This is a genomic window from Streptomyces sp. N35, from assembly GCF_016464295.1.
Lineage (GTDB): Bacteria > Actinomycetota > Actinomycetes > Streptomycetales > Streptomycetaceae > Streptomyces.
Genome location: NZ_JAEIMH010000070.1, coordinates 1 through 15,564, shown reverse-complemented (window position 1 = coordinate 15,564; position 15,564 = coordinate 1). Strand labels below are relative to the sequence as shown.

Annotated in this window: 18 protein-coding genes; 13 read left to right on the top strand and 5 right to left on the bottom strand. The window is 70.9% G+C overall.

Going from position 1 to position 15,564, the window contains the following annotated elements; translation table 11 throughout:
* Positions 1-384: 384 nt before the first annotated feature.
* The 10 genes from JAO81_RS30975 to JAO81_RS30930 all read left to right on the top strand — a co-directional run bounded on the left by JAO81_RS30975 (position 385) and on the right by JAO81_RS30930 (position 9,924).
* Positions 385-1,530 carry a ParA family protein gene (locus JAO81_RS30975; RefSeq protein ID WP_187815743.1) on the top strand — a complete coding sequence of 382 codons (1,146 nt, stop codon included), beginning with the start codon at positions 385-387 and terminating at the stop codon, positions 1,528-1,530.
* On the top strand, positions 1,515-2,054 hold the full coding sequence (locus JAO81_RS30970) for a hypothetical protein (protein WP_307813891.1): 540 nt from the start codon (positions 1,515-1,517) through the stop codon (positions 2,052-2,054). Before JAO81_RS30975 ends, JAO81_RS30970 begins: the two co-directional genes overlap by 16 nt.
* Before the next feature lie 314 nt (positions 2,055-2,368).
* Complete coding sequence (locus tag JAO81_RS30965; RefSeq protein WP_307813889.1) at positions 2,369-3,529, top strand: segregation/condensation protein A; 1,161 nt, start codon at positions 2,369-2,371, stop codon at positions 3,527-3,529.
* A gap of 77 nt (positions 3,530-3,606) precedes the next feature.
* Positions 3,607-4,173, top strand: a complete 567-nt coding sequence (gene scpB, locus JAO81_RS30960; protein WP_233416164.1) for an SMC-Scp complex subunit ScpB — start codon at positions 3,607-3,609, stop codon at positions 4,171-4,173.
* Positions 4,173-5,414: a pseudouridine synthase gene (locus tag JAO81_RS30955; protein WP_199551271.1), complete on the top strand. Its 1,242-nt coding sequence runs from the start codon at positions 4,173-4,175 to the stop codon at positions 5,412-5,414. Before scpB ends, JAO81_RS30955 begins: the two co-directional genes overlap by 1 nt.
* A gap of 174 nt (positions 5,415-5,588) precedes the next feature.
* Positions 5,589-6,236 carry a nicotinamide riboside transporter PnuC gene (gene pnuC, locus JAO81_RS30950; RefSeq protein ID WP_199551270.1) on the top strand — a complete coding sequence of 216 codons (648 nt, stop codon included), beginning with the start codon at positions 5,589-5,591 and terminating at the stop codon, positions 6,234-6,236.
* Positions 6,233-7,306, top strand: a complete 1,074-nt coding sequence (locus JAO81_RS30945; protein WP_199551269.1) for an AAA family ATPase — start codon at positions 6,233-6,235, stop codon at positions 7,304-7,306. Before pnuC ends, JAO81_RS30945 begins: the two co-directional genes overlap by 4 nt.
* Entirely contained in the window at positions 7,303-8,115 is an 813-nt protein-coding gene (locus tag JAO81_RS30940; protein WP_199551268.1) for an NUDIX domain-containing protein, read from the top strand. The genes JAO81_RS30945 and JAO81_RS30940 overlap by 4 nt, the downstream gene beginning before the upstream one ends.
* The gene (locus JAO81_RS30935; RefSeq protein WP_233416157.1) at positions 8,112-9,161 is read left to right on the top strand and encodes an ADP-ribosylglycohydrolase family protein; all 1,050 of its coding nucleotides are present in this window, start codon (positions 8,112-8,114) and stop codon (positions 9,159-9,161) included. The genes JAO81_RS30940 and JAO81_RS30935 overlap by 4 nt, the downstream gene beginning before the upstream one ends.
* Positions 9,154-9,924, top strand: a complete 771-nt coding sequence (locus tag JAO81_RS30930) for a DNA polymerase beta superfamily protein (RefSeq protein WP_199551267.1) — start codon at positions 9,154-9,156, stop codon at positions 9,922-9,924. The genes JAO81_RS30935 and JAO81_RS30930 overlap by 8 nt, the downstream gene beginning before the upstream one ends.
* A gap of 44 nt (positions 9,925-9,968) precedes the next feature.
* Here JAO81_RS30930 and JAO81_RS30925 read toward each other — a convergent pair whose 3' ends face one another.
* From JAO81_RS30925 to JAO81_RS30905, 5 genes are read right to left on the bottom strand one after another with little or no spacing between them, the layout of a single operon-like run.
* On the bottom strand, positions 9,969-10,538 hold the full coding sequence (locus tag JAO81_RS30925) for a GNAT family N-acetyltransferase (protein WP_307813887.1): 570 nt from the start codon (positions 10,536-10,538) through the stop codon (positions 9,969-9,971).
* Entirely contained in the window at positions 10,535-11,227 is a 693-nt protein-coding gene (locus JAO81_RS30920) for a DNA polymerase beta superfamily protein (protein WP_199551266.1), read from the bottom strand. Before JAO81_RS30920 ends, JAO81_RS30925 begins: the two co-directional genes overlap by 4 nt.
* Positions 11,228-11,236: 9 nt before the next feature.
* Positions 11,237-11,692, bottom strand: a complete 456-nt coding sequence (locus tag JAO81_RS30915) for a Rieske (2Fe-2S) protein (RefSeq protein WP_199551265.1) — start codon at positions 11,690-11,692, stop codon at positions 11,237-11,239.
* A 46-nt stretch (positions 11,693-11,738) separates the two neighbouring features.
* Positions 11,739-12,329, bottom strand: coding sequence for a DUF6529 family protein (locus JAO81_RS30910; protein WP_199551264.1), 591 nt, complete (start codon positions 12,327-12,329; stop codon positions 11,739-11,741).
* Positions 12,330-12,378: 49 nt separating this feature from the next.
* Complete coding sequence (locus tag JAO81_RS30905) at positions 12,379-13,050, bottom strand: hypothetical protein (RefSeq protein ID WP_199551263.1); 672 nt, start codon at positions 13,048-13,050, stop codon at positions 12,379-12,381.
* Between the two features lie 205 nt (positions 13,051-13,255).
* Here JAO81_RS30905 and JAO81_RS30900 point away from each other — a divergent pair, with 205 nt between their 5' ends.
* The 3 genes from JAO81_RS30900 (at position 13,256) to JAO81_RS30890 (ending at position 15,388) form a co-directional block, all read left to right on the top strand.
* Complete coding sequence (locus JAO81_RS30900; protein WP_199551262.1) at positions 13,256-13,690, top strand: YidB family protein; 435 nt, start codon at positions 13,256-13,258, stop codon at positions 13,688-13,690.
* 253 nt (positions 13,691-13,943) lie between these two features.
* A complete protein-coding gene (gene aroH / locus JAO81_RS30895; RefSeq protein WP_199551261.1) occupies positions 13,944-14,306 on the top strand; it encodes a chorismate mutase in 363 nt (120 codons plus the stop codon).
* Positions 14,303-15,388 carry a prephenate dehydrogenase gene (locus tag JAO81_RS30890; protein WP_199551260.1) on the top strand — a complete coding sequence of 362 codons (1,086 nt, stop codon included), beginning with the start codon at positions 14,303-14,305 and terminating at the stop codon, positions 15,386-15,388. The genes aroH and JAO81_RS30890 overlap by 4 nt, the downstream gene beginning before the upstream one ends.
* The last annotated feature ends 176 nt before the right edge of the window (positions 15,389-15,564 follow it).

Here is a 15,564-nt window from a genome sequence, read left to right as displayed (position 1 = left end):
CCCCCCCCCCCCACACCCTGCCCCAGCCCGGGGGCCTTTGCTCGCAGGGCCCGGCCGTCCGCGTTTGCGGTGTGTATCCGGTCACTTTGCGAGGGACGATCAACTCGCCTCGAACGTAACTGTTTAACCGTTTCGCACACCCGTGAAACCAGTCGACGCGTCCCCGTACGCCCTCGGTCCACCCTTGACAGGCAGCTGTTCCTTTGCCGACACATCGGGCCGGGTCCGGCGGATTGTGTTGCTGCGGACCGGTGACACGCCATAGAGTCGCCAACCGTCGGCATGGTGTCACGCTGACCTATCGATAAATGTTCCTGGTCACCCAAGGAGGTAAGACGACTTGTGAATGAGTCGACATTTACTCCCGGGGGTGGCCAACCAGGAATGCCTGCGCAGGAGTCGGGCCCCTCAGGGTTCGAAACTGTCGGCGCTGTCGGCTCAGTCGCCGTACGAACCTTCGCGGAGCGACAGAACACGCAGCGCCCCACGCAGACGCTGAACGCCCACCAGAGCATGGATGGCCATCAAGTGAACGCCATGGCCGGCGACCGGAGTGGTGAGACCCCGACGCACTTCGCCGACTACGACGAACTGCCCGAAGGGCACTTCTACGACCCCGACGCCGAGTACGAGCCCGACCCCGAATACGCGGCCACGCTGGCCCCGGACGCCGCCCGCCAGCGCCGGGAGCGCATCGGTCCGACGGGGCGGCCGCTGCCGTACTTCCCGATCCCGGGTCCGCTGACGGACCACGGGCCCGCGAAGATCATCGCGATGTGCAACCAGAAGGGCGGCGTCGGCAAGACCACGTCGACCATCAACCTGGGTGCGGCGCTCGCGGAGTACGGACGGCGGGTGCTGCTCGTCGACTTCGACCCGCAGGGCGCGCTCTCGGTCGGTCTGGGCGTCAACCCGATGGAGCTCGACCTCACCGTCTACAACCTGCTCATGGAGCGGGGCATGGCGGCCGACGAGGTGCTCCTGAAGACCGCGGTGCCCAACATGGACCTGCTGCCGAGCAATATCGACTTGTCGGCGGCCGAGGTGCAGCTGGTGAGCGAGGTCGCGCGCGAGTCCACGCTGCAGCGTGCCTTGAAGCCGCTGATGCAGGACTACGACTACATCGTGATCGACTGTCAGCCCTCGCTCGGTCTGCTGACCGTGAACGCGCTGACCGCCGCGCACAAGGTGATCGTGCCGCTCGAGTGCGAGTTCTTCGCGCTGCGCGGTGTCGCGCTGCTCACCGAGACCATCGAGAAGGTGCAGGAACGCCTCAACCCCGACCTGGAGTTGGACGGCATCCTCGCGACGATGTACGACTCGCGCACGGTGCACAGCCGTGAGGTGCTCGCGCGCGTCGTCGAGGCCTTCGACGATCACGTCTACCACACGGTGATCGGGCGCACGGTCCGCTTCCCGGAGACCACGGTCGCCGGTGAGCCGATCACGACGTACGCCTCCAACTCCGTTGGTGCGGCCGCCTATCGTCAGCTCGCCAGGGAGGTGCTCGCCCGGTGTCACGCCGAGTGAGTCTGCCGGGGGCCGACGAACTGTTCCGCACGACCGGAGGCATGGCGCTGCAGTCGTCGACTCCGCGCAACCCGACGAACAAGGGTGGGGCGGGGGTGCCCGCGCCGGCCGGCGAGAGCGACGGGGCGGCCGCGCCCGCCGGCGGGGCCCCGGACGAGGCCGAACACGCGCCCGCAGACGCGGAGTCGGGTACGGCGTCCCGTACGCGGTCGGCGGACGAGCAGTCAGCCGAGGACGCGCCGCGGGGCAAGGGCGCGGCCAAGTCGGACTCTTCCGCCGCCCGTAAGCGGGCCCGGTCGGCACGGCGGCCGAGCGGGCGCGAGCGGCACGACGAGAAGATCACCGTGTATGTCTCCGCCGAGGAGCTGATGGACCTCGAGCACGCGCGGCTCGTCCTGCGCGGGGAGCACGGGCTCGCGGTGGACCGCGGGCGGATCGTGCGCGAGGCCGTGGCGGTCGTGCTCGCGGACCTGGAGTCCCGGGGCGAGGCCAGCATTCTTGTACGGCGGTTGCGCGGCCGGTGAGTTTTCGGAACGGCGTTCGTGGGCGCCGCTCACCGGGGCGGTAGCCTGCGGGGTGCCCTCGCGGGCCGCCCCTTGCCGTCTGCCGCCGCCTTTGGACCACGATGACCGACGATCCGACCGCTTCCTCCCGCCGCTCGCGCCGCACGCTCGGTCGCGGGCCGGGGGCAGGGTCTGCGGCGGGTGCGGTTGAGGCCGGGGGCGAGGCTGAGGCCTTTGTCCCCCCCACCCCGCCCCTTACCGAAACGGGGGGCCCGCCCCCAGGCCCCGGGGCGGGGGAGCAAGGCGTTGAGGGCGGCCGTCCGGACGAGCCGGACGTGGGCGGCCGAATCGACGGCGACTCCGGCGGCGCCGGCACCGAGGCGTCCGACTCGGGGATCGAGCCCGGGGTGGCCGGTGTCGAGTCGGCAGAGTCGGGTGCTGAGCCGCCCGTCTCCGGTGCCGAGGTGCCCGACCGTGCTGCCGAGCCGTCCGTCCGCGGTGCGGCGTCGGCTGGAAGCGGCGGTGCATCCCCGGTATCGGCCGACCAGCCGGGCCCCGCGACTGCCGTCAATGCGGCCGGGGTTCCGGCGGATGGCACTGCCCCCTCCGCCGATGCTGCCGACCTCTCGGCGGATGTCCCCGAGCTTCCGGCCGACAGTGCCGAACCCCCCGTGGACGACGGCAAGTTCAAGGTGCGGCTTGCCAACTTCGAGGGGCCGTTCGACCTGCTGCTCCAGCTCATCTCCAAGCACAAGCTCGATGTCACCGAGGTCGCGCTGTCCAAGGTGACCGATGAGTTCATGACGTACATCCGACGGCTCGGCAGCGACTGGGATCTGGATCAGACGACCGAGTTCCTGGTCGTCGCCGCGACCCTGCTCGACCTCAAGGCCGCGCGGCTGCTGCCCTCCGCCGAGGTCGAGGACGAGGGCGACCTCGCGCTCCTCGAGGCCCGTGACCTGCTGTTCGCGCGGCTGCTCCAGTACCGCGCGTACAAACAGATCGCCGAGATCTTCAGCGGGCGGCTCGACGACGAGGCGCGCCGATATCCTCGTACCGTCGGGCTCGAAGCGCACCACGCGGACCTGCTGCCCGAGGTCGTCATCAGCATCGGGGCCGAGGGCTTCGCCAAGCTCGCCGTGAAGGCGATGCAGCCCAAGCCCAAGCCGCAGGTGTACGTCGAGCACATCCACGCCCCGCTGGTCTCCGTGCAGGAGCAGGCCGGGATCGTGGTGGCGCGGCTGCGGGAGTCGGGGACGGCGAGCTTCCGCGAGCTGATCGCCGACACCGAGGACACCCTGACGGTCGTGGCCCGCTTCCTGTCGCTCCTTGAGCTCTACCGCGAGAAGGCCGTGGCGCTCGACCAGGACGAGGCCCTCGGTGAGCTGATGGTGCGCTGGACCGGAGCGGACGGGGACGAACCCCTGGTCACGGACGAGTTCGACCGGCCCCCCGAGGTACCCGACGACAAGGCCGACAGCAAGGAGAAGGTGTGAGCACCACGGACGAGGCCCCCGCCGGACTGCTCGATGTCGCCGGGCTCGAGCTGAAGCCCGCGCTCGAAGCGGTGCTCATGGTCGTCGACGAGCCCGCCACCGAGGAGCACCTCGCCAAGATCCTCGACCGGCCGCGGCGCAAGATTGCCGACGCCCTGCGGGAGCTGGCCGACGAGTACACGGTGCAGCAGCGCGGCTTCGAGCTGCGCCTGATCGCGGGCGGCTGGCGCTTCTACACGCGCCCCGAGTACGCCGCGGCCGTGGAGCGCTTCGTGCTCGACGGTCAGCAGGCTCGGCTCACCCAGGCGGCCCTGGAGACGCTTGCCGTGGTCGCGTACCGGCAGCCGGTCAGCCGTTCCCGGGTCTCCGCCGTCCGTGGAGTGAACTGCGACGGCGTGATGCGGACCCTGCTGCAGCGGGGTCTGGTCGAGGAGGCGGGCGCGGAACCCGAAACAGGTGCGATCCTGTACAGGACGACGAACTACTTCCTGGAGCGGATGGGCCTGCGTGGCCTGGACGAGCTCCCGGAACTCGCGCCCTTTCTGCCCGAGGCGGAGGCGATCGAGGCCGACACCTTGGAAGGGGTCCCGTCGTTCGATCCGGATGCACCGGATTCCGAGGAAGACGACAAGACGGAAATTTGATGCGAAGCAACGGCAGGAACAGCGGAAACAACGGCGGGAGCCGTGGTGGCAACAGCGGTGGCCGTAGCAGTGGCGGGACCAGCGGTGGCCGCGGGAACTACCAGGGCGGTAGCGGCGGTGGCCGTTCTCAGGGTGGCGGCGGTCGGCCCCAGGGCGGCGGCAGCGGCCGTCCCCAGAGTGGTGGCGGTGGCCGTCCCCAGGGTGGTGGCAGCGGCCGTCCGCAGGGTGGTGGCAGCAGCGGCACCAACGCCAGCGGGCGTCTGCGCAATCCGCGCCCCGAGGAGCGTCGCTACGACGTGGACCCCGCGGACGGCGGCCCCAGGAGGGGCCGCGGCGAAGCGGCACGCGGTGGCGCCAAGGGCGGCCCGCGCACCTCGCAGGGCAGCGGAGCCCGTGGCGCCAAGCGCAGCGCGCCCGCGACCTCCCGCGAGTACGAGACGCGCCAGGAGGAGCGCAACAGGGAGCGGTACGCCGGCAAGAAGGAAGTGAAGCTCCCCAAGACGTTCCCGGGCGCCGAGCAGGAGGGCGAGCGGCTCCAGAAGGTGCTCGCGCGCGCCGGCTACGGTTCGCGCCGGGCCTGCGAGGAGCTCATCGAGCAGGCACGGGTCGAGGTCAACGGCGAGATCGTGCTCGAGCAGGGTCTGCGCGTGAAGCCGGAGTCCGACGAGATCAAGGTCGACGGTCTGACCGTGGCCACGCAGTCGTACCAGTTCTTCGCCCTCAACAAGCCGGCCGGTGTCGTCTCCACCATGGAGGACCCCGACGGCCGTCAGTGCCTGGGCGACTACGTGACCAACCGCGAGACGCGGCTGTTCCACGTGGGCCGTCTCGACACCGAGACCGAGGGCATCATCCTGCTCACCAACCACGGTGAGCTGGCCCACCGCCTCACGCACCCGCGGTACGGCGTGAAGAAGACGTATCTGGCGGCCATCACCGGCCCGCTGCCGCGCGAGATCGGCAAGATCCTCAAGGACGGCATCCAGCTCGAGGACGGCTACGCGCGCGCCGACCACTTCCGGGTCGTGCAGCAGACCGGCAAGAACTACCTGGTCGAGGTCACGCTGCACGAGGGCCGCAAGCACATCGTGCGCCGCATGCTGGCCGAGGCCGGGTTCCCGGTCGAGAAGCTCGTGCGGACGCACTTCGGTCCGATCGGTCTGGGCGACCAGAAGTCGGGCTGGCTGCGCCGGCTCAGCAACACCGAGGTCGGGATGCTGATGCGCGAGGTCGAGCTGTAGGCAGCCTCGCCTTCGTACGGCATCGGCCGGATCCGGAACTTTTCCGGGTCCGGCCGATTCCTTTTGCCCGCCCGCCGGGGCTGCGGACCGTACGAGAAGCCGTGGGCGCCTGAAACGCCTTGTGGTTCCGTGCCCGCCTCCTTTATAGTCTGTCTGACCATAAAGGAGGCGGGCGTGAGTCTCGCGGAGCTACTCGAACCCTTGCAGCAGCCGCTGTTCACGCTGCTGGACACCCCGGTGAGCTGGACCGAGGTGCTCGGCTTCGGCAGCGGGGCGCTCTGCGTCTGGCTGGTGGCGCGCCAGCACATCGCCAACTGGCCGATCGGGATCGCGAACAACCTGTTCTTCATCCTGCTGTTCACGCAGGCCGGCCTGTACGCGGACGCCGGTCTGCAGCTGGTCTTCATCACCCTTGCCGCATACGGCTGGTGGACCTGGGCCCACGGGGGTGGTCCTGGCTCCTCGGATTCGCTTCCGGTGCGTCGTACGACGCGTACCGAATGGATCTGGCTGGGTGCGGCAGGGGTGGTGAGCACGCTCGCGATCACGCTTCTGCTCGACCACGCGACCGACTCCACGGTCCCGTTCTGGGATGCGCTGACCACGTCCCTGTCGCTGATGGCGACTTATGGACAGTGCCGCAAGCGGCTTGAATCGTGGTGGCTGTGGATCGCGGCGGACGTGGTGTACATCCCGCTCTACGCGCACAAGGAGCTGTACCTGACCTCGCTCCTGTACGTGGGCTTCATGGCCCTGTGCGTGCTGGGTCTGCGCAACTGGCGCCGTGAACTGGTGGGCCGGGAGGCGGTGATGGCGGCATGACCGCGCGCTTCGGGCACGGCCTCGTGCTCGGCAAGTTCTATCCGCCGCACGCCGGCCACCACCATCTCGTGACGACGGCGGCGGCCCGGTGCGAGCAGCTGACCGTCCTCGTGTGCGCGGCCTCCGTCGAGTCCGTGCCGCTGGAGCGGCGCGTGGCGTGGATGCGGGAGGTGCATCCGGACGTACGGGTGGTCGGAGCCGTCGACGACATCGCGATGGATCTGCACGACCCGGATGTGTGGGCCGCCCATATGGCCGTCTTCCGGGCGGCTGTGCCGGAGCGTGTCGACGCGGTGTTCACCTCGGAGGCGTACGGGGACGAGCTGGCGCGGCGGTTCGGGGCGCGGCATATCAGTGTCGATGTGTCGAGATCTCTCCATCCGGTGTCCGGGACGGCCGTGCGCAAGGATCCCGTCGGCAACTGGGAGTTCCTGGCCGAGCCCGTGCGGGCCGCGCTGACGCGCCGGGTCGTCGTGCTCGGGGCCGAGTCCACCGGGACGACGACGATGGCGCGGGCACTCACGGAGCGCTATCGGGCGCGGGGCGGGATCTGGGCCGGGACGCGCTGTGTGGACGAGTACGGGCGGGAGTTCAGCGAGCGGAAGCTGGCGGAGCTGCGGGCCGCGAATCCCGGGGCCGAGTGGGCCGAGGTCGCGTTCGCCTCGGAGGAGTTCCCGGTGATCGCGCGCGAGCAGCGGCGGCGTGAGGACGCGGCCGCGCGGCTCGGCTCGCCCGTGCTCTTCTGCGACACGGACGCCTTCGCGACGACCGTCTGGCACGAGCGGTACATGGGTGGCTCCTATCCGGTCGAACCCGAACCCGCCGGGCAGCATCTGTGGCTGCTCACCGACCACGAGGGTGTGGCCTTCGAGGACGACGGGCTGCGTGAGGGGGAGGAGCTGCGGCCGTGGATGACCGAACGCTTCCGCGCCGAACTCGTCCGTACCGGCCGGGACTTCCGCTTCCTGACGGGGGCACACGGCAAGCGCCTCGCCGAAGCCGTGGCCGCGGTCGACGCACTGCTCGGTGCCGGCTGGCACTTCACCGATCCACTCCCGGAGAAGCGATGAACGCACCTGTGCCCGAGGGGGATGCTGCCGTGTCCGACCGGACCCCGACCGTGTCCGACCGGACCCCGACCGTGCCCGACCGGACCCCGACCGTGCCCGAGGGGTACGACCCTCATGCCTTCGCCCCGTTCGCCGTGACCGTGGATCTCGCGGTGTTCACGGTCCGCGACGGTGCGCTGCAGGTGCTGCTCGTCGAGCGCGGACAGGAGCCGTACGCGGGGAGGTGGGCGCTGCCCGGCGGTTTTGTGCTGCCGGCGGAGTCCGCGGAGACGGCCGCGCGGCGTGAACTCGCCGAGGAGACGGGGATCTCGGATCTTTCGGGGCTGCATCTGGAGCAGCTGCGGACCTACAGCGAACCCGATCGCGACCCCCGTATGCGGGTCGTGTCCGTGGCCTTCGCGGCGCTCGGGCCCGATCTGCCGGAGCCGCGGGGCGGCGGGGATGCGGCGCGGGCCGAGTGGCGGCCGTACGGGACCTTCGGGGCGCTGGCCTTCGACCACGATGTGATCCTCGCGGACGCGCACGAACGGATCGGCGCCAAACTCGAGTACAGCTGTCTCGCCACGTCCTTCCTGCCGCCCGAGTTCACGCTCGGCGAGCTGCAACAGGTCTACGAGACCGTCTGGGGCACGGCCCTCGACCGGCCCAACTTCCGGCGCAAGGTCCTCGCAACCCCCGGGTTCGTCGAGCCCGTGCCCGGGGGTGCGCGGCTGACCGGCGGACGCGGCAAACCCGCGGCGCTGTACCGGGCGGGCAGCGCCGGCGCCCTGCATCCCCCTCTTCTGCGACCGGAAGGACGACTCCGATGACCTCGCCGACGAACACACCCAGGAACTCCACGATGAACGGGCACACCAAGCGGGCCGCGACGGGTTCTCTGATCGGGCTCGCGCTCGGGGACGCGCTCGGCTTTCCGACCGAGTTCAAAGACGTGCCGGCGATCCTCGCCTCGTTCGGTCCCTGGCGCGAACTGGCCCTGCCGAAGCCCGCGATCGTCACCGACGACACCCAGATGACGCTCGCGCTCGGGCGCGGGCTGCGGACGGCCATGGACCGCGGGCTGCTCGGGCCCAAGCGGATGGAGCACGCGGTACGGCCGGAGTTCGTGGAGTGGTACCACTCGCCCGAGAACAACCGCGCGCCGGGCCGTACCTGCATGGTCGCCTGCCGACAGCTGGACAGTGACCGGCCCTGGCAGCAGGCCAGCCAGACCGGTTCGAAGGGCTGCGGCGCGAACATGCGGGTCGCGCCGATCGGCCTCGTGCCCGGCCTGAGCGAGGAACAGCGCGCGGGCGCCGCGCAGTTGCAGTCCGCGCTCACGCACGGGCATCCGACGGCGCTCGCGGCTTCGGATCTGACGGCGCGGGCGGTGTACCTGCTCGCCCAGGGGGCGGACCCCATGGCCCTGGTCGGGCTGCTGCGGTCGTACGCCCTGGAGAACCGCACCACGTACCACGAGCGGTGGCTCGGTGATCTGTGGACGTATGCGCAGGATCCGACGCCGGAGCACTTCATCGCGCGCGGCTGGGACGAGTGCCTGGAGATCCTGGCCCGGCTCGACGCCGCGTTGCGCTCGGCCAACGAGGAGACCGATCCGTGCCTGGCCACGGGGGAGGGCTGGATCGCGGAAGAGGCCTTCGCCACCGGGCTGTTGTGCTTCCTGATGTTCCCGTCGGACCCGGTCACCGCGCTGCGGCGGGCGGCGGTGTCGTCCGGCGACTCGGACTCGCTCGCGTGTCTTGCGGGTGCGTTCGCGGGGGCTCACCTGGGGGCGTCCTGCTGGCCCGCCGAGTGGGCGGACCGCATCGAGTACCACAGCGAGCTGGTCTCGCTCGGGGCGCTGTGGGATGCGTGAGCTTTCGGGTGCCGGGGTGCCCCTGGTCGACCTCGCGCCCGTGGTCGCGGAGCAGCCCGACCCGCTGCTCTTCGCGACCGTCTCCGGTGCGCACCTGTACGGCTTCCCGTCCCAGGACTCCGACGTCGACCTGCGCGGCGTCCATCTGCTGCCCGCCGAGGCGCTGCTGGGGCTGCGCGAGCCGCAGGAGACGCGGTCGCGGATGTGGGTGCGGGACGGGGTCGAGATGGATCTCGTCACGCACGATCTGCGCAAGTTCGTACGGCTGATGCTGCGGCGCAACGGATACGTACTGGAGCAGCTGCTGTCCCCACTCGTCGTGCATACGGGCTCGGCACACGCCGAACTGGCCGCCCTCGCGCCTGCGGTGCTCACCAGCAACCACGCCCACCACTACCGGGGGTTCGCGAACACTCAGACGCGGCTCTTCGAGAAGACCGGTGAGCTGAAGCCGCTCCTGTACGCCTTCCGCGTGCTGCTCACCGGAGTGCATCTGATGAGGTCGGGCCAGGTCGTCGCCGATCTGCCGACCCTGATCGCGCTGGTGAACGCGCCCGGGTACCTCCCGGAGCTGATCGAGGCGAAGGCCTCGGCCGAGCATGGGGCGGCGGACGTGGATCGCGTGCGTGTGGCGGCTGATTTGGAGGCGCTGCACGTCGTGCTGGACGTGGCGCAGGAGGGGGCGGCGCTGCCGGCCGAACCCGATCCTTCGGCGTACGACGCGCTGCATGACTTCGTCGTACGGGCGCGGCTGGGGAAGTGAGGCCTCAGGCCGGGAAGTGGGACCTCAGGACGGGAAGTGAGGCCTCAGACCTCCCGTATCCGGGCGTGCAGATGCATGTCGTGGCGGCCGTCGTCGTGGACGGCGGCGCTGCGTTTGGTGCCTTCCAGGTCGTAGCCGGACTTGAGCGCGACTCGGCAGGAGGCGTGATTGTGCGTCGAGTGGTCCAGGGCGAGGCGGTGGAAGCCCCCCCTTCCGGGGCCCGGGGGGGACAGCCCCGGGCCACCCCGTGCCGCCACCCCCCTGCGGCGCGCGGCAGGAACCACCCAGTACGCGACGTCGGCGAGGCCGTCGTCGAAATCCCAGCCGCGCAGGGCGATACGGCCGAGAACCTCACCGGTGACCCCCTCGACCGCCCAGTGCCCGCCCCGCTCCGTCGCCCAGTCCCTGCGGTAGGTGTCGAACCACTCCAGGGCGTCGGCCTCGCAGGACGGGCGGCGTGTGTGCCAGCGGCGAATGGTCTCGTCCTGGTAAGCGGAGAGGAAGGCCGGGGCGTCGCCTGCCTCCCAAGGGCGCAGCAGCAAGTCGTCGCAAGGGAGCGCGGGTTGGGGGCGGGCCGCGAGCGAGCCGGGGGCTATGACGGGCGGGGGAGTCACAGGCCCGCCGAACGGCGCCGTACGCGGAACAGGAAGTCCTCGACCGCCGCCGTGTCCGGCTCGGCGGGGAGCGGGGACTTGGACGCCGCGGCGGAGGCCTCCTCCGCCAGGGTGTTCATGCGGTGCTCGACCTCCGGCCAGGGGACTTCGCCCCGCTTCACCGCGAGCAGTTCCTCGCGGGCGTCGCCCACGTCGATGACCAGCTCTCCCGTGCGCAGCAGATCGCGGCAGGACATCAGAAGGCGGAGCAGATGCATCGCGTGCTTCCAGCGCGGGGCGCCGTGCGTGCGGATGTCCGCGTCCAGCTTCTTGCGCTGGCCGAGCGCATAGCGGGCGAAGGTGTCGTGGGCGCGCAAGGACAGGAACGCGCCGCGCAGGGCGAGGAGTTCGCGGCCCGTGTCGTCGATGCGCTCGACCAGCGGGGAGTGGAGGCACTCCAGGATGTTGGGATTGGCGCGCAGGGCCAGTTCGCAGAAGCGTTCCAGCTCCCATGAGAACTGCTCCGGCGCGGGGCCCTCGATATGCGTCGGGGGTTTCGAGAAGCGCCAGAACGACGCGGTCGGCGCCAGGAAGACACCCCGGAGGTCCGTATCGCTCGTCTCCGTCGCCAGGCCGAAGGCGCGCGAGCCCATCACGCAGGAGTAGATCGTGTGGTCGCGGATCAGGGCCGCATGGTCTTCGCAGAGCATGGCGCGAGGCTACGCCAGAGTGATCGAGTCTCCCTTCACATTGATCTGCCGGGGCGCCAGAGGGCTCGGTGCCGGACCACCCTGCACCGAGGCGTCGTCGAGTGCGTACTTGCTGCCGTGGCACGCGCAGTTGATGGTGCCGCCCTCGACGTTCGCCACCGTGCAGCCCGAGTGCGTGCAGACGGCGGAGAAGGCCTTGAAGTCCCCGGCGGCGGGCTGTGTCACGACGACCTTCTCCGCTTCGAAGACCTTGCCGCCGCCCACCTCGATGTCCGAGGTCTTCGCCAACTCCGGGGCCCCGGGCTGCCCTTCGCCGCCGGATGCGTCCGCGCTGCTCGGCTGCTTGCCGTCCGTCCCGGCCGGCGGCTCGGGCTCCGGTTGCTCGTCCCCGTACTTCTCGCAGCCCGCGACGACCGGAAGCGCGAGCGCGCCCGCGGCGAGGACGGTGCGTCGCCGTGTCGTCATGGCGTCACCTCGGTCCGGTACGTCATGGCGTCATCGATTCCGTACGTCATGTCGTCACCCCGAACGTCCGGAAGAACCACAGCGCCGACGTCACCCACACCACCGCGAGCCCCGCGAACACCGCCCCGCCGACCAGCGGCAGGAGCCAGCCCGGCAGCCTTTCATGGCGCAGGAGCAGCATCTTCGCGGTGAACGCGCCGAAGAAGAAGCAGCCGAGCAGCGAGTGCCACATGACGCGGGTGTCGAAGGTCTGATAGCCGAGTGCGTACAGGCAGTGCACCGCCACGGGGACGGCGAGCAGGAAGGCGATCCGCCCCGACCAGCGATGCGTCCCCGCCATCCAGGGCTTGGCGCCGACGCCCGGCAGCCGCCCGTACATCGCGAGCGCGGTCAGGAACTGGACCACCGCGAAGGCGAACGCCCCCGTGCCCAGCCAGGACTTGACCGCTCCCGTGCTGCTGAAGCCCGCCAGGTTGAACGAGGTGCCTGCCGGGTCGTGGGTCTTGCCGTACACCCCGAGGCCCACCGCGACCAGGCCGGCCGCGAAGACGGGGACCAGATAGCGGGCCGGGTGCGGGCGCCCGTGCGCCGGAGGTGAGGGGAAGTCCTGCGTGACGGCGTTCGGGTCGACGCTCATGCCGGGTTCCTGCCTCTCGTACGGAGGGCTGCTCGTAGGTGGCGAAGGATCAGGGGGTGACCGGCCGGGCCGTGAGGTCCTCGCCCGTCACCGAGCCCGAGTCCGGGTCGATCTCCGGGGCCGGCTCGCGGGCGCCGTCGCGGGTGAGGATGCCGACCTGGGCACCGTTCTGGAGCACGATCCAGCCGCCGTCGAGGCGGGCGCCGCGTACGGTCTGCGTCGCGCGGTAGAGGCCCGAGGGCTTCTTCGCCCGGTCGGCGGTGAAGGTGAAGGTCTGTTTGTCGACGTTCGCCGTGCCGGTCAGTTTGTCGCCCTTGGGCGAGGCGTCGAGCCGCGCGCCGTTCTTGCCGGTCAGCTTCATCGAACCGTCGCCGGCGACAGCACCCTTCAGCCAGGACTCTCGGTCGCGTCCGTCGCAGAAGTACGCGACCGCCTTCCCGTCCCGTACGGTCACCGCGATCGCCGAGGAGTCGTCGTCGGTACGGCCCGCGTAGTCGGCGTCGGGAGCCTGTGTCTTCGAGGGTGTGGGCGTGGGCGCCTCGCTCGTCGGCGCCGCGCTGGTGCTCGGGCTCGACGTCGGGCTCGCGCTCGGGCTCGCCGACGGCGCGACCTTGTCGCCGGCGGGCGCGGTCTTCGTCCCCGTCGTCGCGTTGAACGTCAGCAGCAACAGGGCGAGCAGCAGCCCGCCGAGAAGGGTGAAGAGGGGTCCGGAGCGTGTCATACGAGCCTCCCCCGAGGCGCAAAAGGCTGAGCCCACCCATGCAAGCGGACCCGGCCCACCACCGTCCAGAGGTACGCATGGTCCGGTTTGCGTCAAGTGGCAGGAGTGCGGGGATCGGGTGACATTTGACCTGTCAACGCTAGGTGGGGGGCTTTCTGCGGTACGGCCGCGGGAGCCCCGGCCACACCTCTGGAAAGGCGAGACCATGGCGGGTAACAGCGGACCGGACCTCGGCAGCCTCCTCGGCGGCCTGCTGGGCGGCGGACAAGGCGGCTCCAGCGCAGGCGGCGGCGGGAACATCCTCGCCCAGCTGCTGCAGTCCTTCCTGGGCGGCGGCGGTTCCGGGGGCGGTGGGAACAACCCGCTGTCCGGACTGCTCGAAGGCCTGAACAAGGCGGGCCTGTCCGAACAGGCCGACTCGTGGGTCGGTACCGGCGACAACAAGCCGGTGACCGGCGAGCAGGTGCAGCAGGCGCTGCCGACGGACACGCTGCACGAGGTCGCGGAGAAGAACGGGATCACCGAGGAGCAGGCGGCCAACGAGATCGCCGCGCAGCTGCCCCAGGCCGTCGACAAGCTGACGCCGCAGGGGCAGGTGCCGACCTCGCTAGACGAGCTCATGAAGCAGCAGAACCTGTAGCAGGCACGGAGCTGAGGGCCCCGACCACCCTCTCCTCACGCGGCGCCCGTCTCGGCAGACGGGCGCCGCGCGCTGTCCGCGCCCGCGCTGACTACCCTGTTCGGAGCAGTTCAGGAGCAGTGCAGGAGCAGGTCGCGCGGACAAGTCGCGCAGCCGGATCGTGCGGACGAGCCGCGGACAAGGCGCAGGCAGGTCGCGCGGACAAGGCGCAGGCGAGTCGCGCGGACAAGGCGCACAGACAAGGAGCAGCACGGTGGCGGTACGAGCGGTCCGGGGCGCGGTCCAACTCGAGCGGGACGAGGCCGGGCACATGGACGAGCAGGTCGGCGCGCTGCTGACCGAGGTGCTCGACCGCAACGGGCTGACCGCGGACGACCTGATCAGTGTCTGGTTCACGGCGACGCCCGATCTGCACAGCGACTTCCCGGCGGCCGCCGCCCGCAAGCTCGGCATCACCGACGTCCCGCTGATCTGCGCCCAGGAGCTGGACATCGCCGGCGCCATGCCCCGTGTCATACGGGTCCTCGCGCACATCGAGTCCGACAAGCCGCGCTCCGAGATCGCCCATGTCTACCTCGGCGCCGCCGCCGCTCTGCGCAAGGACATCGCCCAGTGAGAACCGCCCTCGTCATCGGCACCGGACTGATCGGTACCTCCGCCGCGCTCACCCTGCGGAGCCGTGGCGTCAGCGTCCACCTCGCCGACCACGATCCCGAGCAGGCACGGATGGCCGCGGCACTCGGCGCCGGCACCGACGAACCGCCCATCGGACCGGTGGACCTCGCGATCGTCGCCGTACCGCCGGCGCATGTGGCCGTCACCCTGGCCGACGCCATGCGGCGCGGTGTGGCCCGCGCCTACTTGGACGTCGCCAGTGTGAAGGCCGGGCCGCGGCGCGAGCTGGAGGAACTGGGCCTCGACCTCTCCTCGTACATCGGCACGCATCCGATGTCCGGCAGGGAACGCTCCGGACCGCTCGCGGCCACCGCGGACCTCTTCGAAGGCCGGCCCTGGGTGCTCACGCCCACCCGTGAGACCGACACCGAGGTCCTGAACCTCGCCCTGGAGCTGGTCGCGCTCTGCCGCGCCGTTCCCGTCGTCATGGACGCGGACGCCCACGACCGCGCGGTGGCGCTGGTCTCCCATATGCCGCACCTGGTGTCCAGCATGGTCGCCGCCCGCCTGGAGAACGCCGAGGAGACGGCCGTACGCCTCTGCGGCCAGGGCATCCGCGATGTCACGCGGATCGCCGCCTCGGATCCGCGGATGTGGATCGACATTCTGTCGGCGAATCCCGGCCCCGTCGCGGATCTGCTCTCGGCGGTGGCCGCCGACCTCGACGAGACGGTGAGCGCGCTGCGGGCCCTGCAGTCCTCCGACGAGGCCAAGCGGCAGGGCGGCGCCACCGGCATCGAGACCGTGCTGCGCCGCGGCAACGCCGGCCAGGTGCGGGTGCCCGGCAAGCACGGCTCGGCCCCGACGGCGTACGAGACGGTCGCCGTGCTCATCTCCGACCAGCCGGGCCAGCTCGCGCGGATCTTCGCCGACGCCGGCATGGCGGGCGTGAACATCGAGGACGTCCGGATCGAGCACGCCACGGGCCAGCAGGCCGGTGTGGTCCAGCTCCTCGTCGACCCGAAGGTGGCACCGGCCCTGGCCGGGGCGCTGCGGGAGCGCGGCTGGGCGCTGCGGCAGTAGGTCGGCCGGGGTGCCCGCGGTGGGGCGGTAGGGGGGCCGCGGCCCCTACGTCAGTGGGGCGGTCGGCCGCCGTTACGGGAGCCAGTAACCTTGTGGGCGGCGGTCCCAGGGGCGGTCGGGAGGTTCCCGGCTGCCGCGCGCCGCCCCGCCCGCCCCTGCGCCGCCCCCCTCTCCAC

Coding starts and splice junctions, on each gene's coding strand:
- JAO81_RS30975 (WP_187815743.1), top strand. CDS start 385: ATGCCTGCGCAGGAGTCGGGCCCCTCAGGGTTCGAAACTGTCGGCGCT.
- scpB (WP_233416164.1), top strand. CDS start 3,607: ATGGTCGTCGACGAGCCCGCCACCGAGGAGCACCTCGCCAAGATCCTC.
- JAO81_RS30955 (WP_199551271.1), top strand. CDS start 4,173: ATGCGAAGCAACGGCAGGAACAGCGGAAACAACGGCGGGAGCCGTGGT.
- JAO81_RS30945 (WP_199551269.1), top strand. CDS start 6,233: ATGACCGCGCGCTTCGGGCACGGCCTCGTGCTCGGCAAGTTCTATCCG.
- JAO81_RS30940 (WP_199551268.1), top strand. CDS start 7,303: ATGAACGCACCTGTGCCCGAGGGGGATGCTGCCGTGTCCGACCGGACC.
- JAO81_RS30935 (WP_233416157.1), top strand. CDS start 8,112: ATGACCTCGCCGACGAACACACCCAGGAACTCCACGATGAACGGGCAC.
- JAO81_RS30930 (WP_199551267.1), top strand. CDS start 9,154: ATGCGTGAGCTTTCGGGTGCCGGGGTGCCCCTGGTCGACCTCGCGCCC.
- JAO81_RS30920 (WP_199551266.1), bottom strand. CDS start 11,227: ATGCTCTGCGAAGACCATGCGGCCCTGATCCGCGACCACACGATCTAC.
- JAO81_RS30915 (WP_199551265.1), bottom strand. CDS start 11,692: ATGACGACACGGCGACGCACCGTCCTCGCCGCGGGCGCGCTCGCGCTT.
- JAO81_RS30910 (WP_199551264.1), bottom strand. CDS start 12,329: ATGAGCGTCGACCCGAACGCCGTCACGCAGGACTTCCCCTCACCTCCG.
- JAO81_RS30905 (WP_199551263.1), bottom strand. CDS start 13,050: ATGACACGCTCCGGACCCCTCTTCACCCTTCTCGGCGGGCTGCTGCTC.
- JAO81_RS30900 (WP_199551262.1), top strand. CDS start 13,256: ATGGCGGGTAACAGCGGACCGGACCTCGGCAGCCTCCTCGGCGGCCTG.